The organism is Raineyella sp. W15-4 (genome assembly GCF_033170155.1).
GTDB lineage: Bacteria > Actinomycetota > Actinomycetes > Propionibacteriales > Propionibacteriaceae > Raineyella.
In genome coordinates, this window is record NZ_CP137079.1 from 284,050 (window position 1) to 304,412 (window position 20,363).

Here is a 20,363-nt window from a genome sequence, read left to right on the forward strand (position 1 = left end):
AGGGCTGTCCGGTCCGGGCACGCGCGCCGGACGGTCAGGCCCCCAGGGTCAGTGCGAGCACCTCGGCGCCCGGACGGGCCAACAGGTCGTGCGGTTCGACGAGGAGCTTGCTGCCCCGGATGCCGGACCCGATGACGACCTGGTCGCGCTTCAGCACCGTCGCGTCGACCAGCAGTGGCCACTCCGCCGGCAGACCGATCGGCGTGATGCCGCCGTACTCCATCCCGGTCAGCGCCACCGCCTCGTCCTGGGGCGCGAAGCTCAATTTGCGGGCGCCGAGGTGGCGGCGGACGACGCCGTTGATGTCCGCCCGGTCGGTGGAGAGCACCAGGACCGCGGCGTACGACACGAGCCCGCCGCGCTTGCCGGCGACGATGACACAGTTCGCCGAATGCGACGGCGCGGACCCGTACGTCGCACAGAACTCGGCGGTGTCCGCCAGGGTCGGGTCGATCGGGGCGACCCTCGCCGACGGGTAATCCGCGATCACGTCGGCGGTGGGGGTGGCGAGCAGTTCGAGCGGATCAGCGCCCAGGTCGGAGCCTGCCGGGGCCGCGGTGCTGGTGGGTGTCCAGGTCAGGTTTCCTTCGGCGGGGGTGGTCATGGAGCGCAGGATAGTCCGGCACCGGATCCACCTCGGCTCCGGACCGCTCAGGACGGCGGCCCGGAGCTCGCCCGGACCACCAGCCGGGTCGGCACCAGGATCCGCCGGGTCGCCCCGGCCGGATGCTCTGCCAACTGTTCGATCAGCGCCGCCACCAGTTCCCGCCCGATGGTGCCGAAGTCTTGGGCCACCGTGGTCAGCGGTGGCCACAGCCACTCCGCCATCAGGTCGTCGAAGCCGACCACCGACACGTCCGCCGGCACCCGCCGACCCGCCTCGTGCAGGGCCCGCAGCGTCCCCTGGGCCATCTCGTCATTGGCGCAGAACACCGCCGTCACCGACGGGTCCGCCGCCAGCGCCAGGCCGGCGGCATAGCCGGAGCGGGGGGTCCAGTCGCCGCGCAGCACCGGGGGGACCGGTCGGCCCGCCTCTCGCAGGGTCTGCTCCCAGGCCGCCTCGCGCGCGGTCGCCTGGACCGAACTGGTCGGGCCGGACACATGGTGGATGGTCCGGTGGCCGAGCCCGAGCAGGTGGTCGACCGCCTGGCGGGTGCCGGCGGCCTGGTCGGTGCCGACCGCGGTGTGGCTGTCCGCGTAGCGGAAGTCACCGACCACGATCGGCACCCGGGCCGGCAGCTCCACCCGGGCCGGCTGCGGCGTCTCCAGGCTCAGCACGACCATGCCGTCGACCGACTGTCCCAGCTTGGTGAACGCGTCGAAGAAGTCCTCCGCACTGGAGGTCGGGGTGTCGATCAGCATCACCGCATAGTCCTCGTCGCGCAGCGCCTCGATCACCGCTTCGGTGATGTGCGCCTCGCCGGTCCGGGACAGCCGGTGGCCGACCACGCCGATCGTCCGGAACGACCCGTACCGCAGCGCCCGGGCCGCCCGGTTCGGCAGGTAGCCGAGCTGGCGCATCGCGGCCCGTACTCGCGCGGCGGTCTCCGGCCGGACCGATGCTTCCCCCCGGGCGACCCGGGACACGGTCTGTGACGACACCTCGGCGAGCCGGGCCACGTCCGCCATCGAGACCGCCGGTCCGGAGGCCGCGGGACGGCCGGCCCGCGGACCGGTCATACTGCCGCCCTCCCGGACCCGCCCTCCAGGCACAGCCCCCAGCTCACCGTGTGGGTGGCCCCGGGCGCGATCACCGCCAGGTCCTGGCCGGTGACGAACGCATTGGCCGGGCAGGACATCGGCTCCGCCGCCACCCCGGTGCGCTGGTAGCGGCCGGTCTCCGGGAAGTCGCCGGTGCAGACCTGCCAGTAGGCCAGCGGCGGACGCATCCAGGCGGCGGCCGTCGCGCCGTCCGGAGCGGTCAGCCGCACCCAGGACCGGCCGTCACGGTAGGTGGCGGAGGCGAAGCCGTCATCCAGGGAGGCGGTGCCGATCGTCCGGGCGGTGGAGAAGTCCTTCTCTGCCGGCAGCGCCTCGGTCGCCACCGGCAGCAGCCGGTCGTCGGTGCGCAGCCAACGGCCGGCGTCCACCCGGAGGATGCAGTCGTCGACCCGGGCCCGGCCCGGTGACAGCCACGGGTGGAAGCCGACCCCGTACGGTGCCCTGGCCTCGCCGGTGTTGATGGCGGTCAGCCGTACGGTCAGGCCGTCTGCGGCGAGCCGGTAGTGCACGTGCACGTCGAGGCGGTACGGGTAGCCGGGGCGGGGGAGCAGGGTCAAGGCCAGCTCGACGTGGTTGTCGGAGTGACCGACCGGCCGCCAGTCGAGGGTGTGCGCCAGGCCGTGGTTGGCGACCCGACGGTCCGGCTCATTGATCGGCAGCTGGTGGGTCGTCCCGTCGAACCGGTAGCGCCCGTCGGCGAGCCGGTTGGGCCAGGGCAACAGGATCGCGCCGTGCATCGCGGGGGGCAGCTCGTCCGCCCCGAACGGCACCACCACGTCGCGCTCGCCGACCCGGTAGGACCGCAGCGCGGCGCCGCGCTCGGTGATCACCGCCTGCTGGTCGCCGTGGCTGATGGCGAACTGGCGGCCGGTCGGGCCGGTCGGGGTCATCGGTCGCTCATCTCTCCGCCCGCGGCGCTGCCGGCATCCAGGGCGGCGGCGTACCTGGCCAGGTCCGTCCCGTCGGGGACGGTGTGTGGGGTGCCCGGATCGGGCAGGTGGACGTCCCCGGTGGCGACGACGCCCGCGCCGAAGGTCCAGTCGCCGTCCACGGTGAGCCGGTCGGCCCGGCGCACCGAGGGCACGCCGGCGGGGAACCGGGCGTCGAAGTCGGCGATCCGCCTGTAGTGGCGGGGGTCGAGGCGGACCAGGCAGGCCCGCTCGGGCACCAGCCGCAGCCGGAAGTCGGCGCCCAGGTCGTACGCGTCGGAGCGCAGCAGCAGCAGGTCGTCGGTGGTCTTCACCGGCAGAAACCGGGCCCGTTCCACCAGCACCGGCGCCGGGTCGTCGAAGAGCTCCACCACCGCACCCAGCGCACACTCGATCTGGTACACCTCCGGCGAGGAGGGGGCGGTCGGGTCGACGTGCTTGCGGTTGCGGATCAGCGGCAACCCGGGCACCCCGCCCCGGGCGGCCAGCGCGTCGCGCAGCGCGACCAGGTCGAACCACAGGTTGTTGGTGTGGAAGTACGGGTGCCGGTGCTCGTCGGTGAACCAGCGCATGTCGTCGGCGGGCGTCTGCGCGGTGTCGCGGAGGATCATCCGGCCGTCTGCCTTGCGCCGGCCGAGGTGGCCGCCCTTGCGGTCGGCGGGCGTGCGCCGGCACACCTCCGGGGCGTACGGCGCCCCGCTCGCCGCGAACCAGCCGGCGATCCGGCCGTCGGGGGCGGCGCCGAGGTTGTCGGCGTTGGAGGTGTTGGCGTAGCGGTAGCCGCGGTCGATCAGCGCGTCGAGCAGCCCGGTGGTGAGCAGCGCGACGTAGATGTCGCCGTGGCCGGGCGGACACCACTCCAGCGCGGGATCCGCCGGCCAGTCGACCGGCTCCAGCGAGTCGACCAGCAGCTTCGGCTCCCGGTGCTGGACGAAGTCCAGCGGCAGCCCGTCATGGGCCAGGTCCGGATAGGCCGCCAGCGCGGCCAGCGAGTCGTCCCGGGTGCGGAAGCTGTCCATCAGCAGCAGCGGCAGGTCCACCCCGCTGGTCGTACGGGTGTGCCGGATCTGCCCGGCGATGATGTCCAGGAAGCTCAGCCCGTCGCGCACCGGCAGCAGCGACTTTGCCCGGTCCATCCCCATCGAGGTGCCCAGCCCGCCGTTGAGCTTGATCAGCACCGTGTGGGCCAGCGCCTCGCGCTGCTGTTCGGGGGAGACCTCGACCTCGGCGATGTCGGTGACGTCGAGCACCGGGTCGATGGTGTCCTCGGGGATCAGGCCGGTGCGGCCCTCCTCGAGCTGGGCGTAGTAGCGGGCGAACACCTCGACGGCCAGGTCGGGCAGGCCGGCTCGGCGCATCCGCTCGGTGGCGTGCCGCAGTCCCGCGGCGCTCATCGGTGTGCTCCGTCCACCCGGCCGCCCGCCGCGGAGGCCAGCGCGACGAGGAACCGCGGTGGGTTCCAGTCGCGCCGGGCGTACGCGTCGGTCACTGCGGCGGCAACCGCGTCGACCCGGTCGGTCGGGGTCAGGGCGATCGCCGAGCCGCCGAAGCCGCCGCCGGTCATCCGGGCGCCCAGTGCTCCCGCGGTGCGGGCGGTCTCCACGGCGACGTCGAGTTCCGCACAGCTCACCTCGTAGTCGTCGCGCAGCGAGGTGTGCGAGGCGTCCAGCACCGGCCCGAGGGCGTCGTAGCGGCCGGCGCGGAGCAGCGCGACGAACCGGCCGACCCGGTCGATCTCGGTGACGACGTGGCGCACCCGGCGCTGCTCGACCGGGTCGGTGAGCCGGGCCAGCGTGGCCTGCGGGTCCGGCAACTGGCGCAGCGTCGGCACCCCCTCGCGGGTTGCCACCGCCTCGCAGGTGGCCCGGCGGGCGGCGTACTGTCCGTCGACCAGGGTGTGCTTGGCCCGGGTGTCGATCACCAGCAGGGCCAGCCCGACCCGGCCGAGGTCGAACGGCACCTGGTCGACGGAACCGTCCAGGGTGTCGAGCAGCAGGGCCTGGCCCTCCCGGGTGAACAGCGCCGCGGCCTGGTCCATCCCGCCGGTCGGTGCGCCGACCACTTCGTTCTCGGCCCGGACACAGGCCGCGGCCAGTGTCGCCCGCCCGGCCGGATCGCCGGCCAGGCCCAGGCTGTGGGTCTCGTCGAGGGCGAGCGCCATCGCGCACTCGATCGCCGCGGAGGAGGACAGGCCTGCGCCCCACGGCACGCAGGACACCACGGCGGCGTCGAAGCCACCCAGCCAGGCGCCCTGCTGCCCCAGCGTCCAGGCGGGCCCGGCGGCGTAGCCGACCCAGGACGGGATGTCCCCGCCGGGACGGATGTCGTCCAGGGTGCCCTCCCAGCGGGTGGGCTCGGCGTCGTCGGAGGCGAGCCGGACCATCCGGTCGGGTCGTCGGCGGAGCGCGACGTACGTCCGGTGCGGCAGCGCGATCGGCAGGCAGGGGCCGCCGTTGTAGTCGACGTGCTCGCCGATCAGGTTGACCCGGCCGGGGGCCGCCCAGACCCCGTCGGGCGGGGTGGCGCGGGCGCCGCCGACCTCCTGGCCGTACGTCTGGCTGAAGAGGTCACGGGCGCGTCGTACGCCCTCCTCGCCGGACCAGCTGGGGATGCCCGTCGTCGTGGTGGGGGTGCCCGTCGTCATTGTCAGTTCCTTCCGGTCCGGGGCCGTCGTTCCGGTGCCCGGCTCGCGTCGGGATCGCGACCCCTGGGCGTCAATGCCCCGTACTGGCTGCAATGGTGACGTAAACATCGCCGCCACGCAAGTCGGTTGACAGCATCCGAGAACTTTGTCAACATCGTTCCATTGCGACAATGTTGACGTTAACATTCGGCGCCCGGGAGAGCCCGGCGCGGGTGCGGCGGCAACCGTCTGAGAGGACATCAACGAGGATGGCAACACTCATCCAAGCCAACGTCGTGGACTACCTGATCATCGGGATCTACTTCGTGGCAGTACTCGGCATCGGCCTGATCGCACGCCGACAGGCCTCGGATGCCATCGGATTCTTCCTGTCCGGCCGGTCCCTCCCCGCGTGGGTGACCGGCCTCGCCTTCATCTCCGCCAACCTGGGTGCGGTGGAGATCATGGGCATGTCGGCCAACGGCGCCCAGATCGGCCTGCCGACCGTCCACTACTTCTGGGTCGGCGCCATCCCGGCGATGCTGTTCCTGGGTGTCGTGATGATGCCCTTCTACTACGGCTCCAAGGTGCGATCGGTCCCCGAGTTCATGCGCAAGCGCTTCGGCACCGGCGCTCACCTGGTCAACTCGCTGTCGTTCGCCCTGGCGCAGCTGCTGATCGCCGGCATCAACCTCTACCTGCTGGGCAGCATCGTGCACGCCCTGCTCGGCTGGCCGCTGTGGGTCGCCCTGCTGGTGGCCGCCGTCATCGTGCTGGCCTACATCACCTTCGGCGGCCTGAGCGCCGCCATCTACAACGAGGTGCTGCAGTTCTTCGTGATCGTGGCCTCGCTGCTGCCGCTCACCCTGATCGGCCTGCACCGGGTCGGCGGCTGGTCCGGCCTGAAGGAGAAGATCACCGCCGCCGCGGCCGCCGCCCCGGCGAGCGCCAACGTCGCCCCGGCCGCCGAGCAGCTGCACTCCTGGCCCGGCCAGGCACTGTCCGGCTTCCACTCGCCGGTGCTGTCGGTGATCGGCATCGTCTTCGGCCTCGGCTTCGTGCTGTCCTTCGGCTACTGGACGACGAACTTCGTCGAGGTGCAGCGGGCAATGGCCTCGGAGTCGATGACCGCGGCCCGCAAGACGCCGATCATCGGCGCCTTCCCGAAGATGTTCGTGCCCTTCATCACCATCCTGCCGGGCATGCTCGCCGCGGTGCTGGTGAGCGAGATCGGCCAGGTCAAGAACGGCGCGCACATCGCCGGCGGGGCCTCCGGGCTCGGTGTGCAGTTCAACGACTCGCTGCTCTACATGATGCGGGACCTGCTGCCGAACGGCCTGCTCGGGCTGGCCATCACCGGCCTGCTCGCCGCGTTCATGGCCGGCATGGCCGCCAACATCTCCGCTTTCAACACGGTGCTGTCGGTGGACCTGTGGCAGACGTACGTGGCCAAGGACAAGCCCGACCACTACTACGTCACCGTCGGCCGGTACGCCACCCTGGCCGCCACGATCATCGCCATCTTCACCGCGCTGATCGCCGGCCAGTTCTCGAACATCATGGACTACCTGCAGACCCTGTTCGGGTTCTTCAACGCGCCGCTGTTCGCCACCTTCATCGTCGGCATGTTCTGGAAGCGGATGACCCCCACCGCCGGTTGGGTCGGTCTGATCGTCGGCACCCTGTCCGCGGTCTTCGTCTGGCTGCTCAGCCTCGGCGGGGTGATCCACCTGCCCGGGCAGGGCACCGCCTTCGTCGCCGCCTCGGCCGGGTTCGTCATGGACGTGCTGGTCAGTGTGCTGGTGTCGCTGGGCACGAAGCCGAAGCCATCATCCGAGTTGGTCGGCTTCGTCTACTCCGAGACCCCGAAGTCCCACTTCCACGACCCGGCGCTCGACACGATGCCATGGATCAGTCGGCCGGTCCCGCTCGCGGGAGTAGCCCTGGTCATCGCCATCATCCTGAACATCGCCTTCTGATTCTGAGGAGCCACCATGGTGACCACCGAAACCTCCCCCAGGCACCAGGCCGGGCTGTTCGACATCCGCAATGTCATCGGTCTGCTGCTCGGGATCTACGGCCTGATCCTGCTGCTGATGGGCCTGTTCGCCGACAAGGGCCTCGACAAGACCGGCGGGGTCAACGCCAACCTCTGGGCCGGCCTGGCCCTGCTCGTCGTCGGCATCATCTTCGTCGTGTGGGCCCGGCTGCGGCCGATGCTCGTCCCGGAGGGGGCCGCTGCCGAGGGGCGCGGCCACTGACCCGGGAGACCGAGCCCGGGACGATCACAGGGGGCGTACGCCGGCGCGGAGCCGGGCGTACGCCCCCTGGTGCTGTCCGTGGTCGGTGACCGCCGGTCGACCGGCCTTACTGGTCGGCGCCGGCGACGCGGTTGTCGCCCATCTCGCGGCTGGCCAGCACGAACGAGGTGGCGACCCCCAGCGCGACACCGGTGACGGTGGCGGCGGTGGTGCCGGAGGCGAGTCCGATCGCAGCGAGGGCGGCGGAGGCACCGATCACCAGGCCGGCCACCCGGACCCAGACGATCCTGCCCGGCGAGGCCGGCGGATGCTCCGCCGAGGACGATGCGGTGGAGGACGGAACGAGAGGGCTGGCGGACTGCTGGTCGAGTGTCGGGATCGACATGCTTCCTGCTTCCTGGCTCGAGCAGTGGGGGCTGCTCGGAGGTCGTGGGCTCCGTTACTGCTGGTACTGCTGGCCGTACGGATCGTACGGGGGCGCCAGGTCAGGAGCCGGGGCGCCGCGCTGCGCGAGAGGCGGACCCTCCCTGGAGCCGTACCCATCTGACCACACGGTGCGGGCCAGGATCGACCATCGTCCCGTGCCCCGACCCTGTTCATTGGCCATTCACAGCCGCAGTGGCGGCGACGATGCGGGGTGCTACGACGGCGGGTGCCGTGTGTCAGGAGAAGTTCACCGAGTGTTCATCCGACTGCTCGGTGCTGCTCTGCTCGACGCGCTGCGGGCCGGTGAGTTCCCGGCAGGACAGCAGGAAGGCCCCGACCACCCCGGTGAGGGAGCCGATGGCCAGCAGGGTGGCGTTCGCGGCGACGGCGCCCAGGACGACGCCGATCAGGGCGATGCTGAGGAAGGCGGTGCCGGCGCGGAGCAACCCCCGGTGGCCTCGCCCTTCCCAGGTTGTGGATCGGCTGGTGATGCTGTCGAAGGTCTGCGTGGTCATTTCCTGCTACTCCCGATGGTGCCAGCGGGTCAGGACCGGGGTGGCTCCGTTGCCGTCGGAGCCCTGCCCATAATGCGCTCAGTACTGACACAACACCCGTACAGCCCCTTGTGGCAACGGAGTTACCGATTCGTTGCGATGCTCACAGGTGTGGCGGCGTGTTGTGCACAGAGCGACCTCAGCCGACCGGATCGCTGGCCAGCCGGGCGACGTGCATCGTCAGGTAGAGCACCTCGTTGTCAGTGATCTCGTCGCCCAGCCGCAACTCCAGCACCGAGGTGAGTTTGAGGGCGCAGGCGTACGCCTCGGGATAGGCCTGCTGGATCGCCGCGGCGAGGATCTCGTGCCCCTCGGCGAGCTGCTCGCCCTTCTTCATCCGGATGAAGAAGTAGCGCAGGTGGGTGATGAACCGGGCGGCGCTCACCGTGTCCCGGTCGAAGGGGCGGCCGTACGCCTGCTCGAGGACGTCGAAGAGCTGCCGGAACAGGCCGGTGATCCGATAGGTCTCCGACAGATCCCCGGTGGCGAACCCGGCGTTGACCAGGTGCAGGGCGATGGCGATGGCCTCGTCCTCGGGGATCGGCAGCTCCAGCCGGGCGTTGACGTACGCCACGATCCGGGTCGCGGCGGCGAGCTCCTTGGGATAAAGGTGGGACACCTCGGAGCGCAGCGGGTAATCGAGGGCGATCCCGGAGCGCACCCGCTTGATCGCGAAGCTGAGGTGGTCGGCCAGCGCCACCACGACGTGCGCGGGCAGTTCGGTGTCGAGCTCCTGGCGGGCGATGGCGAGCGCCTCGTCGGCCAGGGTGATGTGCTCCGGCGGGATCGCGGCGATCTGGGCACCGAGATTGTCGGGGTCACGGCCGTCGTCGGGGACGAAGGTCCGGGCGATCCGGTCATCGTCCACATGGTCGCCGGGCCGGGCCTGGAAGCCCAGCCCGCGTCCGGTCAGGATCACCTCCCGACCGGACCCGTCCCGCGACAGCACGACGTTGTTGTTGAACACGCGGAGGACCTCCACGTCGCACTCTCTTTCCTGGCTTGGTGCCGTCGTCGTTGCGTCGAGCCCAGCTCTCGTGCGCTCGGGCCGGTCTCGTCGCGCAATATCGTGATCAATTTGTGATCTTTGGGGGGTGTTGCTTAGGCTGGTCTCCGGCCCCGACCGGAAGGTGAATGATGTGACGCATCCCCGTCGAGCGACACCGCGCAACCCCTGGACCACCCTGCGGGAGGCTGTGCGCCCCGGCAGGCCGACCCGCCGTGCCGCCCGGGCGCTGGAGGATCCCGTCGAGCTGGACTGGCCGAGCACCGTCGGCCGCGGCGCCCGGCTGATGCTGTCGGGTGTTGCCGTCGTCGCGCTGGTGTCCGGCACCGCCGTCGCGATGACCCACATCGGGAGCGCCCAGAAGTCGGACGCTGCCCCCGCGGCCAGCACCGCACCGGCGCGTACGGATGAGCGGCCCAGCAGGTCCGAGCAGCGGCGGGCCGCCTCCCAGACCCCGAGCACCGCTGCGGAAACCGCCACTCCGAGCGCGAGCGCCACGGCGAAGGCTGCCACGCCCGCTGCCTCTGCCACACCGAGCGCCTCTCCCAAGGGGGCCGCGACCGCCGGCCGCTGGCAGCCGAAGGTCGGTGAGACGTTCGTCGTCCAGTACACCGGGACGATCGACCTCGGCCGGCAGGCGAAGGTCTATGACGTGGACTGGGAGACCACGTCCGCCGCGCAGGTCCGGCAGCTCAAGGCCCGCGGCGTCCACGTGGTCTGTTACCTGAGTGCCGGCTCCGCCGAGAACTGGCGCAGTGACAACGCCAAGTTCCCGGCGGGGGTCAAGGGCCAAGGCCTCGACGGGTGGCCCGGGGAGCAATGGCTCGACGTACGCCAGACCGGCACGCTCGTCCCGATCATGGCGGCGCGGATGGATGTGTGCAAGCAGAAGGGCTTCGACGCCGTCGACCCGGACAACACCGACGGCTGGTCCCAGCAGACCGGCTTCTCGATCAGCAAGGCCGACCAGGTCACCTACCAGCGCGCGCTGGCCGACGCCGCGCACCGGCGCGGCCTGGCGATCGGGCTGAAGAACGACGTCGAGCAGCTGTCCCAGATGGCCGGCATCGTCGACTTCGCCGTCAACGAGCAGTGCAACGAGTACGGGGAGTGCGGCGCGTACACCGGCTTCCTGGCCTCCGGCAAGCCGGTCTACAACATCGAGTACGCCGGCGGCTGCCCGGCCGGTCGCCCGGCGGGCATGTCGTCGTACATCGCGAAGCTCGAGCTCGGCCCGGGTGGAACCATCTGTTGACGGGTCCCACCCGGCACCGGGCGGCGTCGTTGTCATGACCGGGTCGTTGTCATGACCGGTCAGCAGGCGCGGCCGGTTCGCGACCGGCCGTCGTCTTGTCGACCAGGGTGGCGCCATTGCTGGCGATCAGCTCGCGATACCAGTCGAAGGACTTCTTCCGGTAGCGAGCCAGAGTGCCACTGCCGTCGTCGTTCCGGTCGACGTAGATGAAACCGTACCGCTTGCTCAGCTGGGCGGTGGAGGCGCTGACCAGGTCGATGCAGCCCCAGGTGGTGTAGCCGAGCAGGTCGACACCGTCCTCGATCGCCTCCCGGGCCGCCGTCAGGTGGTCGTTGAGGTACGCGATCCGGTAGTCGTCGAGCACCGTACGCCGCCCGTCGACCTCGACCAGTTCGTCCTTGGCGCCCAGCCCGTTCTCGACGATGAAGAGCGGCTTCTGCCAGCGGTCCCAGAAGGTGTTCAGGACGATCCGCAGCCCGGTGGGGTCGATCTGCCAGCCCCACTCGGAGGCGGGCAGAGTGGGGTTCGGCACCCCGCCCATGATGTTGCCCGCACCGGCGACCTTCTTGGCCGGGTCGGCCGTCTCGCAGACGCTCATGTAGTAGCTGAACGAGACGAAGTCGACGGTGTTGTGCAGCACCTCGCGGTCCGCGTCGGTGATCTCCAGCTCGATCCCCTTCTCCCGCAGCGTCCGGAGGAAGTAGCCAGGGTAGGCGCCGCGGCAGTGCACATCGCCGAAGGCGAGGTTGGCATGGTCCGCCTCCAGCACGGCGAGTACGTCGGCGGGGTCAGGGGTGAGCGGGTAGATCGGGATGGCGATCACCATGCAGCCGATCTTCGCCGCCGGCATGATCTCCCGTGCCAGCCCGGTGACCGTCGCCGAGGCGACCAGCTCGTGGTGGATCGCCTGGTAGAGGTCCCGGTCGGCCAGCTGCTCCTTAGGTGTCCAGATGCCCCCGGACATCAGCGGGGCGTGCAGGATCGAGTTGATCTCGTTGAAGGTGAGCCAGTACTTCACTCGCTTCCCGTACCGCTCGAAGAGGGTGCGGCAGTAGCGCTCGTAGCAGCCGATCAGCTCCCGCGACCGCCAGCCGTCGTACGCCTTCGCCAGGTGCAGCGGGGTCTCGTAGTGGCTGATCGTCACCAGCGGTTCGATGCCGTACTTCTCCAGCTCGTCGAGCACCCGGTCGTAGAAGGCCAGGCCCTCCTCGTTCGGGGTCTCCTCGTCGCCGCGGGGGAAGATCCGGCTCCAGGCGATGGAGAACCGGAAGACGGTGAACCCCATCTCGGCGAAGAGCGCGATGTCCTCGGCGTAGCGGTGGTAGAAGTCGATGCCTGCCAGCTTGAGGTTGTCCTCGGTGGGCTTCTCGGTGGGCGGGGCGGCGATGCCGTACGGCATCACGTCCTGGATGGACAGGCCCTTGCCGCCCCGGTCGTACGCCCCCTCCAGCTGGTTCGCGGCGGTGGCGCCGCCCCAGAGGAAGCCGTCGGGGAAGCGTGCGCTGGTCATGCGTTCACCGGCTCGGGGGCGCCGGCCATGATCAGCAGGGCGGGGTCACCGGCGGCGAGGGTGCGGCCGGTGACCGCATCGACCGTGCCGAGGCTGGCGGAGTTGGTCACGATGGTCACCACGGTCGGGTCGAAGCCGGCCCGCTGGATCGCGTCCAGGTCGACCAGGGCGAGGACGTCGCCCTGCTCCACTCGCTGACCGCGGGTCACCTGCGAGGTAAAGCCCTCGCCCTTCATCTGCACGGTGTCGATCCCGATGTGCACCAGCACCTCGACCCCGTCGTCGGACTTGATCCCGAAGGCGTGCCCGGTCTTGGTGGCGGCGATGACGGTGCCGGAGACCGGGGCGACGACCCGGCCGTCGGCCGGCAGGATGCCCAGGCCCTGGCCCATCGCGCCGGAGGCGAAGACCTTGTCGTTGATCTCGGCCAGCGGGACCGAGGTGCCGGCGACCGGGGCGGTGACGATGGCGTCACCGGTCGAGGCGGCGACCGGGGTGCCGGTCTCGGCCGCCGACTCCTGGGCCTCGGCGTCCTTCTCCTCGCGCGGTCCGAAGGCGAGGGTCAGGGCGAAGGCGATCACGATCGCGACCGCGGTGCCGATCAGCTGGAGGGTGAAGTTGCCGACGTTCATGTACGCGGGCAGCGAGAGCAGGGACGGCATCACGAACGCGTCGTTCGCGCTGCCACCGGCCGCGGCGATCGCGCCACCGACGGCGCCACCGGCGATGCCGAAGTAGAACGGGAGCTTGAGCGGCAGGTTCACGCCGTAGATCGCCGGCTCGGTGATGCCGGCCAGCAGGCCGGAGAGGGCGGCCGGACCGGCGACCTCGCGCCGCTTGGCGCTGTGGCTGCGGAGGAAGACGGCCAGGGTGGCGGCGGCCTGGGCGCTGACGGCGGCGACCAGCGGGCCGCCGAGCAGGGTGTGGCCCTGGGTGGCCAGATCGTTCATCATCACCGGGACGAAGCCCCAGTGCAGGCCGAAGAGCACGAAGACCTGCCAGAAGCCGCCCAGGATGGCGCCGCCCAGCCACGGGGCGAAGACGAAGACCGCATTGACCCCGGCGGAGATGCCCTTCGCGGCGTACGTGGTCAGCGGGCCGACGGTCAGCAGCACCAGCGGCACCATCACCACCAGGGTGATCAGCGGAGTGGTGAAGTTGCGGATCGCGTCCGGCAGCACCTTGCCGAGGAACCGCTCCAGGTAGCCCTGCAGCCACACCGCGATGATGATCGGGATCACCGAGCTGGTGTAGCTCATCATCACCACCGGCAGCCCGAAGAACGTCACCGGGCCGGTCGCGGAGGCCAGCTCGACGACGGCCGGGTAGACCAGTGCCCCGGCGATCGCCATCGCGGTCACGGTGTTGGCGCGGAACCGCTTGGCGGCGGTCAGGGCCAGGAAGATCGGCAGGAAGTAGAAGATCGCGTCCGAGGAGGCGTTCAGGATGGCGTACGTCGTCGACGTCGGGTCCAGCCAGTGCAGGTTCGTCGCCAGCGAGAGGAAGGCCTTGAACAAGCCCGCCCCGGCCAGCGGCCACAGGATCGGCTGGATGATGGCGCTGATCAGCTGGATGAACCGGTTGAGCAGGTTGCCCTTGGGGGCGTCGGTCGGCGCGGAGGCATCGTCGCTGCCGAGCTTGGTGAAGCGGGTCAGCTCCTCATAGACCTTCGGCACGTTGTTGCCGACCACGATCTGGTACTGGCCGCCGGCCTGCATCACGGTGATCACGCCGGGGAGCTTCTGGACGGCGGCGGTGTCGGCCTTCGCAGCGTCCTTCAGCGTCAGGCGCAGCCGGGTGGCGCAGTGGGTGCCGGTGGCAATGTTCCCCTCGCCCCCGACCCTGTCGACGATCTGGTGGGCCAGATCGGCGTAGTTCACGGTCCCCATCGGGAGTCCTCCTTGACTCTGCCCGCGAGCACAAAAAAAGACCTGAAGTGCACAGCTGTGCACTTCAGGTCTTGCCTCCGCGGAGTAACAATCCTGGTGAGCGGAGATCCGCTCGTGTCGAGGATCCTACGTGACGTCGGAGGGGAACGCAACCCTGGGCGGGGGCCGCTTCCGCTGATGCTCAGACGTTGCTGATGCTCAGACGTTGATCCGGTGGACCTGGGTGCGGGTGTTGTTGGCGAGGAAGTTGCGGACCGTGGGGTAGGTCGCGATCGCGAACGCCACCGTGACGGCGGGGAGGATGAGGGCGCTGATCCTGGTCATGTCGGTCTCCTGGGCGGGTGAGGTTGAGGCGAGTGGGGGTCAGGCGGTGGGGTTGAGGCGGGCGGTGCGTTCCTCGGCGGCGTCCTCGCACATCGAGCGCCAGGTGGTGAGGGATATGTCCGGGCGGTAGAGGCGCTCCGGCGGGGCGTCGGTCTCGTCGACCATCCAGGCGTCCTGGGCGGCGAAGAGGCCGTGGAAGAACCACCGGACGAAGCCGAGGTACTTGGCCTTGAACAGCAGGCTGCGGAACCCGGAGTCGAAGTTGACCATCAGACCCACGTAGCGGTGGTGGTCGGCGTCGTACGGCACGTAGAACTCGTAGTGGATGAAGTCGGGGTAGACGACCCGCAGCACGCCAGGCATGGACACCGACACGAAGCCGGGGTAGTCCTGCGCGGCGATGTGCGGGTGCGGGGCCTTGGGGTTGCCGGTGTTGCTGATCGACTGGGTGCCGTCGGCCGACGGCTTGATCCGGAACCGGCTCTCCCGCTCCGGGGGCCAGCTGCCGTAGCCGGGGAACTCGGCGGTCCAGTGCTGCTCGGTCTGCACCCGGAACAGCCACCGGCCGCGCCGCTCCAGCTTGGTCACGTTCCACACCGGCATCGACTTGAACCGGCGCCAGATCGCGTTGCGGTGCAGGAACTTGGCGTGGCCCTCGTCGAAGCCGTTCTCGCAGGTCAGCCGCCAGTCGCCCCTGCGCACCTTGATCCGGCCGCCGAGGTTGAACGAGACGCCCCGCAACTCCTCGGGGATCTGGTCGAGCAGCGGGGTGGGTTCTTCGCCGTCCGCACCCATGTAGACCCAGACCAGGTTGAGCAGCTCCTCGACGGGATAGGTCGCCACCGACACCTTGCCGCAGATCGGCGAATCGGGGCCGTCGGTGATCACCGCGCCGAGCCGGCCGGTCGAGGTGTCGAAGGTCCAGCCGTGATAGGGGCAGCTGATGCTGCCGTCGAACTCCTGGGTTCCGGTGGACAGCGGCACGCCGCGGTGCGGGCAGCGGTCGTACAGGGCGTGCAGGCCCTTGGAGTCGCGGACCAGGACGATGTTCTCGCCGCAGAGGGTGATCTGGACCGGGCGGCCCGCGGCAACGTTGCTGGACCAGGCCACCGGGTACCAGTAGCCGCGGAAGCCGAGTTCCGCCGCATCGTACGCGGGCCAGGCGGCCCAGGTCTGGCGGCCGGGGTACCGGGCCTTGCGGCGGTTCTCCGCCTCGCCGGCGTGGCTTACCCGCTCCGGCGCGGGAGCGTCAGTCTGCCCCCGCTCTCGTGCCGGAACGTCAGTGTGCACTGTCATGTCTGGTCTCCTCGTGGTCTGTTCTCCGATGACTCCCGAATGCTGGGGGTGTGGCGAGTATTGCCCGGGTCGACCGGAATTGGCCCGCCCTCGGGTCCGATGAGTGAACCCGAAGTGAGGTTGGCCGGGAATTCCTTGCCGACCATGGGTATTCGCGCTGTGAATTCCAGGTTCACTGCATCTCGCACCGGAGGAATCACGTGGATGCCACTGCACAATTCGTCGGGGGAGTCGCTGGGCTCGCCGCAGCCCTGGTCAACACCGCGGTGGGGTCGGGGGCCCTGGTCGCCCTGCCGCTGCTGGTGGTCCGGGACATCGACCCGCGGGCCGCGGTGATCGCGCTGTCGGTCGGCCTGCTGCCCGGCACCGTCTCGGGCACCTGGGCCTACCGCCGCGAACTCGTCACCGCCGGTCGCCGGGCCTGGCTACTGGCGCTCGCCGCCGCCCTCGGCGGGGCGCTCGGGGCCGGCCTGCTGATGCTGATGCCCTCGGCGGTGTTCGCCGGAGTGGTGCCGTGGTTCATCCTCTCCGGCGCGGTGCTGATGGCCCTGCAGCCCCGGATTTCCGCGTCGTTCGGTCGATCGGCGTACGCCCTGCCGGACCGGCTGACGCCACTGCTGTTCGTCCTGCTGGGGGTGTACGGGGCCCTGCTGGGGGCCGGTCAGGGCCTACTCACTCTCGCCCTGCTCGCCGTGTCGGGCAGTGGTCTGCAGGCCGCCAACGCGGTCAAGAACCTCACCAACGCCGCCACCAACCTGGTCGCCGCGACCCTGTTGGTGCTGCGCGCCGAGATCCCCTGGGCGCTCTGTGCCGGGATCGCCGTGGGTGCCGTCGCGGGCGGTCTGGTGGGTGCCCGGGTGGCCCGCGGGCTGCCCGACCGGGTGCTGCGCGGTGCCGTCGTGGTCATCGGTCTGGGTACCGCGGTCTGGGCCTTCCTCGCGTGGTGATGAACGCCTGGTGATCCGTAACGCATTTGGCATACGACGGAAATGGAAATGACCGATATCAAATGCGGTTCGGTGACCGGACCCGAGAGCGCGGCCGATCCGGGACGGCCCGGCTAACTTTCTCGGCAATCCCGTCGAAGGCGGGTCCCCAGCGATTCGGAGTCGACCGCAATGAAGTCCTTCCGCCCCATCAAGACCGCCGCCGTCGCCGCCTCGGGCCTGGTGCTCGTGGCCTCCATGGCCGCCTGCTCCCGTCCCGCCGCCGATCAGGCCCAGGCCGCCACCGACCAGACGACCCTGCGCGTCGGGGTGGGCATTGACGCGGCCTACGCCCCCTTCTTCGTCGCCGATGCCGAGGGGATGTTCACCAAGGCCGGCCTGAAGGTCGAGCTGGTCCAGTTCGGCCGCGGCGGCGAGGCCGTCGACGCCGTGAACGCCGGCGAGATCAACCTCGCCGGCAACTCCGACACCACCACCGCCGCCCAGATGGCCTCGAGCGACAAGCTGCGGGCGATCGCCAGCTATGAGTCGTCCGGCCAGTACATCAAGGCCGTCCTCCGCGACGGGTTGTCCGGCCCCAAGGACGTGAAGAAACTCGGCTATGTCCAGGGCCTCAGCCAGATCGCCACCAACAAGTACCTCGAGGCCAACGGCATCGACCCCAAGAGCGTCGAGCTGGTCACCGCCGCCCCGGCCGACATGCCGGCCCTGCTGCGCCGCGGTGACATCGACGGCTACGTGATGTGGGAGCCGTGGCCGCAGACCGCGGTCGACCAGAAGATCGGTCACGTGGACGCCAACTCGGCGGCGTTCGGCTTCTCCTACCACCACTGGCTGGTCACCAACGAGGCCTGGCTCTCCGGTCACGAGGAGACCGCTCAGAAGTTCACCAAGGTCCTCGACGAGGCCGCGAAGAAGACCGAGGCCGATCCCGATCTGGCCGCCACGGTGACGGAGAAGGCCGTGAAGATCAAGCCGGCCGACACCAAGGTCGCCATCGACCAGATCGACTTCGCCGTCGAGAGCCTCGGCACCGAGTCGGTGAAGAGCACCACCGAGATCGTCGACTTCTACCAGAGCATCGGCGCCATCAAGTCCCGTCCGGACCTGTCCAAGGCGCTGGTCCTCGACTGGTACAAGGGGGTCTGACCGATGAGCACCGTCGTCGAGACGCCGGTGACGGCCCGTGGCGTCTCGCTCCGGGTCCGTGACGCGGCGATTCGATTCGGGGACTTCACCGCCGTCAGCGGCGTCGACCTGCAGGTCGAGCCGGGGGAGTTCGTCTGTCTGCTCGGCCCCAGCGGTTGCGGCAAGTCGACCCTGCTGTCCGCCCTGGCCGGCTTCATCCGGCTCGCCGAGGGCTCGATCCACTGCGCCGACGAGCCGGTCACCGGCAACAACAGCCATGCCGGGATGGTCTTCCAGAGCACCGAGGTGCTGTTCGACTGGATGACCGCCGCCGAGAACGTGGGCTATGGTCCGCGGATGCACGGCGCGAGCGCCGCCGTTCAGGCCCGGATCGCCGAGCACTACCTGACGATGGTCGGCCTGGGTCATGCCCAGCACAAGTACCCGAGTGAGCTGTCCGGCGGCATGCGGCAGCGGGTCCAGATCGCCCGGGTGCTCGCCAACGAGCCGCGGCTGATCCTGATGGATGAGCCGTTCGGTGCCCTCGACGCCCAGACCCGGGTCGTCATGCAGGAGGAGCTCAGCCGGATCTGCGGCCGGACGAACAGCACCGTCGTCTTCGTCACCCATGACATCGACGAGGCGATCGTGCTGGCCGACCGGATCGTCGTGATGACCGCGGGCCCGGCCGCCGGCATCAAGAGCGTCTACCCGGTCGACATCGACCGGCCGCGGGAGCGGCACACCCCGGGCGTCACCGAACTGTTCGGTCAGCTCCACGCCGACATCAGCGTCGAGGTGCAGCGCAGCCTGGCCGGCCAGGGTCTGGAGGAGAGGAAATGAGCACCACCACCGACGCCGCGGTCCGACCGACCACGACGCCCGTGACCCGTACGTCCACCCGGCGGGCGCTGCCGGCCTGGGCACGGGTCCCGGCGATCTGGACCATTTCCCTGGTCGGCGGGCTGCTCCTCTGGACCTACCTGTCCTGGTGGTTCGGGCCGAGCATCATCGCCTCCCCGGCAGAGACCGTCGGGGCACTGGTCGAACTCGCCGCGAACGGCACCCTGGCCGCCTCGATCGGTGCCTCCAGCGGCCGCATCCTGGTCGGCTGGCTGACCGGCGTGGTGATCGGCGCCCCGATCGGGATCCTGATGGGCCGGCTCACCTTCGTCCGGGATCTGCTCGACCCGTACGTGGAGTTCTTCCGGTTCGTCCCGCCGATCGCCTTCGTCACCCTGACCATCGTCTGGTTCGGCATCGGCGAGCTGAGCAAGGTCGCGCTGATCTTCTACACCTCCGTCTTCATGGTGGTGGTCAGCACGATCCAGGCGACGGTGAGCATCAGCCCGCTGCGGATCCAGGCGGCGCAGAGCCTCGGCGCCGGCCGCTGGCAGCTGCTCCGGACGATCATCCTGCCCTCCACCATCCCCGGCATCGTTACCGGCGCCCGGCTGGCGATGGGCAACAGCTTCCTGACCATCGTCTCGGCCGAGATCGTGGCCGCGAACGTCGGCCTCGGCTCGTTGATCTGGTCGGCCCGCAACTACGGCCGGATCGACTGGATCTTCGCCGGCATCCTGGTGCTCGGCACGCTCGGGTTCGTCTTCGACCGGGTGCTGCGGATCGTCACCAACCGGCTGTTCCACCGTTACGGGGTGAAGTGATGACCGACACCAACCTGACCGACGTCGCGACCCTCGCGGCGATCCCCGCCCCGCCCACCGGGCTGTCCCTTGCCGACGAGCTCGATCGCCGGAAGAACGCCGTTGTCGGCGGTTACCGGATCCTCTCCGCCTTCGGGCTGGACGAGGGCATCTCCGGACACATCACCTGCCGCGACCCGTACGATCCGAACACCTTCTGGACCGCGCCGTGGGGTCGGCACTTCTCCCTGGTCCGGCCTGAGGAGCTGCTCCACGTGGACGCGACCGGACGGATTCTGCCCGACGGGGGTCGGGGCCGGCTCAACCGGGCCGCGTTCGTCATCCACTCACACGTCCACGCCGCCCGTCCCGAGGTGATGGGAGCGGTCCACGCCCACGGACTGCACGGCAAGACGTTCTCCGCGCTGCACCGGCCGGTCTCGCCGATCACCCAGGATTCCTGTGCCTTCCATGGCGACCAGGCGATCTACGACGAGTACCACGGCGTCGCCCTGCTCGAGGAGGAGGGCGAGCGGATCGCCACCGCTCTGGGTCCGCACAAGGCGGTGATCCTCACCAACCACGGGCATCTCACCGTCGGCACCACCGTCGAGAGCGCTGTCTGGTGGTTCGTCTCGATGGAGCGATCGATGCAGTCGGAACTGCTGGCGCTCGCCGCCGGCGACCCGGTTCCGCTGGACCCGCAGACCGCTGCGGAGACGTACGCCGCGGTCGGCGGGGAGGACGTCGGCTGGTTCGCCTACTCGACGATCATCCAGCGGATCGCCCGGCACGAGCCCGACCTCTTCGGTCACTGGCTCCAGGCCCACGCAGGAGAGTGAGACGG

Annotated in this window: 20 protein-coding genes; 8 read left to right on the forward strand and 12 right to left on the reverse strand. The window is 70.1% G+C overall.

Annotated features, from left to right (window positions below; translation table 11 throughout):
- Positions 1–34: 34 nt before the first annotated feature.
- From R0145_RS01265 to galK, 5 genes are read right to left on the reverse strand one after another with little or no spacing between them, the layout of a single operon-like run.
- The gene (locus tag R0145_RS01265) at positions 35–604 is read right to left on the reverse strand and encodes a YbaK/EbsC family protein (protein WP_317838626.1); all 570 of its coding nucleotides are present in this window, start codon (positions 602–604) and stop codon (positions 35–37) included.
- 47 nt (positions 605–651) lie between these two features.
- Entirely contained in the window at positions 652–1,680 is a 1,029-nt protein-coding gene (locus R0145_RS01270) for a LacI family DNA-binding transcriptional regulator (protein ID WP_317838627.1), read from the reverse strand.
- A complete protein-coding gene (locus R0145_RS01275) occupies positions 1,677–2,612 on the reverse strand; it encodes an aldose 1-epimerase family protein (protein ID WP_317838628.1) in 936 nt (311 codons plus the stop codon). Before R0145_RS01275 ends, R0145_RS01270 begins: the two co-directional genes overlap by 4 nt.
- Positions 2,609–4,045, reverse strand: a complete 1,437-nt coding sequence (locus tag R0145_RS01280) for a UTP--glucose-1-phosphate uridylyltransferase (protein WP_317838629.1) — start codon at positions 4,043–4,045, stop codon at positions 2,609–2,611. Before R0145_RS01280 ends, R0145_RS01275 begins: the two co-directional genes overlap by 4 nt.
- Positions 4,042–5,295: a galactokinase gene (galK, locus tag R0145_RS01285; RefSeq protein WP_317838630.1), complete on the reverse strand. Its 1,254-nt coding sequence runs from the start codon at positions 5,293–5,295 to the stop codon at positions 4,042–4,044. Before galK ends, R0145_RS01280 begins: the two co-directional genes overlap by 4 nt.
- Positions 5,296–5,543: 248 nt before the next feature.
- Here galK and R0145_RS01290 point away from each other — a divergent pair, with 248 nt between their 5' ends.
- The gene (locus R0145_RS01290) at positions 5,544–7,253 is read left to right on the forward strand and encodes a sodium:solute symporter family protein (protein ID WP_317838631.1); all 1,710 of its coding nucleotides are present in this window, start codon (positions 5,544–5,546) and stop codon (positions 7,251–7,253) included.
- A 15-nt stretch (positions 7,254–7,268) separates the two neighbouring features.
- Complete coding sequence (locus tag R0145_RS01295; protein WP_317838632.1) at positions 7,269–7,535, forward strand: hypothetical protein; 267 nt, start codon at positions 7,269–7,271, stop codon at positions 7,533–7,535.
- A gap of 106 nt (positions 7,536–7,641) precedes the next feature.
- Here R0145_RS01295 and R0145_RS01300 read toward each other — a convergent pair whose 3' ends face one another.
- The 3 genes from R0145_RS01300 to R0145_RS01310 all read right to left on the reverse strand — a co-directional run bounded on the left by R0145_RS01300 (position 7,642) and on the right by R0145_RS01310 (position 9,497).
- The gene (locus tag R0145_RS01300) at positions 7,642–7,920 is read right to left on the reverse strand and encodes a hypothetical protein (RefSeq protein WP_317838633.1); all 279 of its coding nucleotides are present in this window, start codon (positions 7,918–7,920) and stop codon (positions 7,642–7,644) included.
- A gap of 277 nt (positions 7,921–8,197) precedes the next feature.
- Complete coding sequence (locus R0145_RS01305; RefSeq protein ID WP_317838634.1) at positions 8,198–8,476, reverse strand: hypothetical protein; 279 nt, start codon at positions 8,474–8,476, stop codon at positions 8,198–8,200.
- 178 nt (positions 8,477–8,654) lie between these two features.
- Positions 8,655–9,497: a PRD domain-containing protein gene (locus R0145_RS01310; RefSeq protein WP_317838635.1), complete on the reverse strand. Its 843-nt coding sequence runs from the start codon at positions 9,495–9,497 to the stop codon at positions 8,655–8,657.
- Positions 9,498–9,654: 157 nt separating this feature from the next.
- Here R0145_RS01310 and R0145_RS01315 point away from each other — a divergent pair, with 157 nt between their 5' ends.
- Positions 9,655–10,776: an endo alpha-1,4 polygalactosaminidase gene (locus tag R0145_RS01315; protein WP_317838636.1), complete on the forward strand. Its 1,122-nt coding sequence runs from the start codon at positions 9,655–9,657 to the stop codon at positions 10,774–10,776.
- 49 nt (positions 10,777–10,825) lie between these two features.
- Here the strand turns inward: R0145_RS01315 and R0145_RS01320 are convergent, their stop codons facing one another.
- The 4 genes from R0145_RS01320 to R0145_RS01335 form a co-directional block, all read right to left on the reverse strand.
- Positions 10,826–12,286: a glycoside hydrolase family 1 protein gene (locus tag R0145_RS01320; RefSeq protein WP_317838637.1), complete on the reverse strand. Its 1,461-nt coding sequence runs from the start codon at positions 12,284–12,286 to the stop codon at positions 10,826–10,828.
- Entirely contained in the window at positions 12,283–14,175 is a 1,893-nt protein-coding gene (locus R0145_RS01325; protein WP_317838638.1) for a beta-glucoside-specific PTS transporter subunit IIABC, read from the reverse strand. The genes R0145_RS01320 and R0145_RS01325 overlap by 4 nt, the downstream gene beginning before the upstream one ends.
- Positions 14,176–14,373: 198 nt before the next feature.
- Positions 14,374–14,499: a hypothetical protein gene (locus R0145_RS01330; RefSeq protein ID WP_317838639.1), complete on the reverse strand. Its 126-nt coding sequence runs from the start codon at positions 14,497–14,499 to the stop codon at positions 14,374–14,376.
- A gap of 39 nt (positions 14,500–14,538) precedes the next feature.
- Entirely contained in the window at positions 14,539–15,795 is a 1,257-nt protein-coding gene (locus tag R0145_RS01335; RefSeq protein ID WP_317838640.1) for a Rieske 2Fe-2S domain-containing protein, read from the reverse strand.
- Between the two features lie 200 nt (positions 15,796–15,995).
- Between R0145_RS01335 and R0145_RS01340 the strand changes: the two genes are divergently transcribed.
- The 5 genes from R0145_RS01340 to R0145_RS01360 all read left to right on the forward strand — a co-directional run bounded on the left by R0145_RS01340 (position 15,996) and on the right by R0145_RS01360 (position 20,358).
- On the forward strand, positions 15,996–16,742 hold the full coding sequence (locus R0145_RS01340; RefSeq protein ID WP_317838641.1) for a sulfite exporter TauE/SafE family protein: 747 nt from the start codon (positions 15,996–15,998) through the stop codon (positions 16,740–16,742).
- Positions 16,743–16,913: 171 nt separating this feature from the next.
- Positions 16,914–17,891, forward strand: coding sequence for an ABC transporter substrate-binding protein (locus R0145_RS01345; protein ID WP_317838642.1), 978 nt, complete (start codon positions 16,914–16,916; stop codon positions 17,889–17,891).
- A gap of 3 nt (positions 17,892–17,894) precedes the next feature.
- Positions 17,895–18,713, forward strand: coding sequence for an ABC transporter ATP-binding protein (locus R0145_RS01350; protein ID WP_317838643.1), 819 nt, complete (start codon positions 17,895–17,897; stop codon positions 18,711–18,713).
- Entirely contained in the window at positions 18,710–19,537 is an 828-nt protein-coding gene (locus R0145_RS01355; protein ID WP_317838644.1) for an ABC transporter permease, read from the forward strand. The genes R0145_RS01350 and R0145_RS01355 overlap by 4 nt, the downstream gene beginning before the upstream one ends.
- Positions 19,537–20,358 carry a class II aldolase/adducin family protein gene (locus R0145_RS01360; RefSeq protein WP_317838645.1) on the forward strand — a complete coding sequence of 274 codons (822 nt, stop codon included), beginning with the start codon at positions 19,537–19,539 and terminating at the stop codon, positions 20,356–20,358. The genes R0145_RS01355 and R0145_RS01360 overlap by 1 nt, the downstream gene beginning before the upstream one ends.
- Positions 20,359–20,363: the final 5 nt, after the last annotated feature.

Coding starts and splice junctions, on each gene's coding strand:
- R0145_RS01265 (WP_317838626.1), bottom strand. CDS start 604: ATGACCACCCCCGCCGAAGGAAACCTGACCTGGACACCCACCAGCACC.
- R0145_RS01270 (WP_317838627.1), bottom strand. CDS start 1,680: ATGACCGGTCCGCGGGCCGGCCGTCCCGCGGCCTCCGGACCGGCGGTC.
- R0145_RS01275 (WP_317838628.1), bottom strand. CDS start 2,612: ATGACCCCGACCGGCCCGACCGGCCGCCAGTTCGCCATCAGCCACGGC.
- R0145_RS01280 (WP_317838629.1), bottom strand. CDS start 4,045: ATGAGCGCCGCGGGACTGCGGCACGCCACCGAGCGGATGCGCCGAGCC.
- galK (WP_317838630.1), bottom strand. CDS start 5,295: ATGACGACGGGCACCCCCACCACGACGACGGGCATCCCCAGCTGGTCC.
- R0145_RS01290 (WP_317838631.1), top strand. CDS start 5,544: ATGGCAACACTCATCCAAGCCAACGTCGTGGACTACCTGATCATCGGG.
- R0145_RS01295 (WP_317838632.1), top strand. CDS start 7,269: ATGGTGACCACCGAAACCTCCCCCAGGCACCAGGCCGGGCTGTTCGAC.
- R0145_RS01300 (WP_317838633.1), bottom strand. CDS start 7,920: ATGTCGATCCCGACACTCGACCAGCAGTCCGCCAGCCCTCTCGTTCCG.
- R0145_RS01305 (WP_317838634.1), bottom strand. CDS start 8,476: ATGACCACGCAGACCTTCGACAGCATCACCAGCCGATCCACAACCTGG.
- R0145_RS01320 (WP_317838637.1), bottom strand. CDS start 12,286: ATGACCAGCGCACGCTTCCCCGACGGCTTCCTCTGGGGCGGCGCCACC.
- R0145_RS01325 (WP_317838638.1), bottom strand. CDS start 14,175: ATGGGGACCGTGAACTACGCCGATCTGGCCCACCAGATCGTCGACAGG.
- R0145_RS01330 (WP_317838639.1), bottom strand. CDS start 14,499: ATGACCAGGATCAGCGCCCTCATCCTCCCCGCCGTCACGGTGGCGTTC.
- R0145_RS01335 (WP_317838640.1), bottom strand. CDS start 15,795: ATGACAGTGCACACTGACGTTCCGGCACGAGAGCGGGGGCAGACTGAC.
- R0145_RS01345 (WP_317838642.1), top strand. CDS start 16,914: ATGAAGTCCTTCCGCCCCATCAAGACCGCCGCCGTCGCCGCCTCGGGC.
- R0145_RS01350 (WP_317838643.1), top strand. CDS start 17,895: ATGAGCACCGTCGTCGAGACGCCGGTGACGGCCCGTGGCGTCTCGCTC.
- R0145_RS01355 (WP_317838644.1), top strand. CDS start 18,710: ATGAGCACCACCACCGACGCCGCGGTCCGACCGACCACGACGCCCGTG.
- R0145_RS01360 (WP_317838645.1), top strand. CDS start 19,537: ATGACCGACACCAACCTGACCGACGTCGCGACCCTCGCGGCGATCCCC.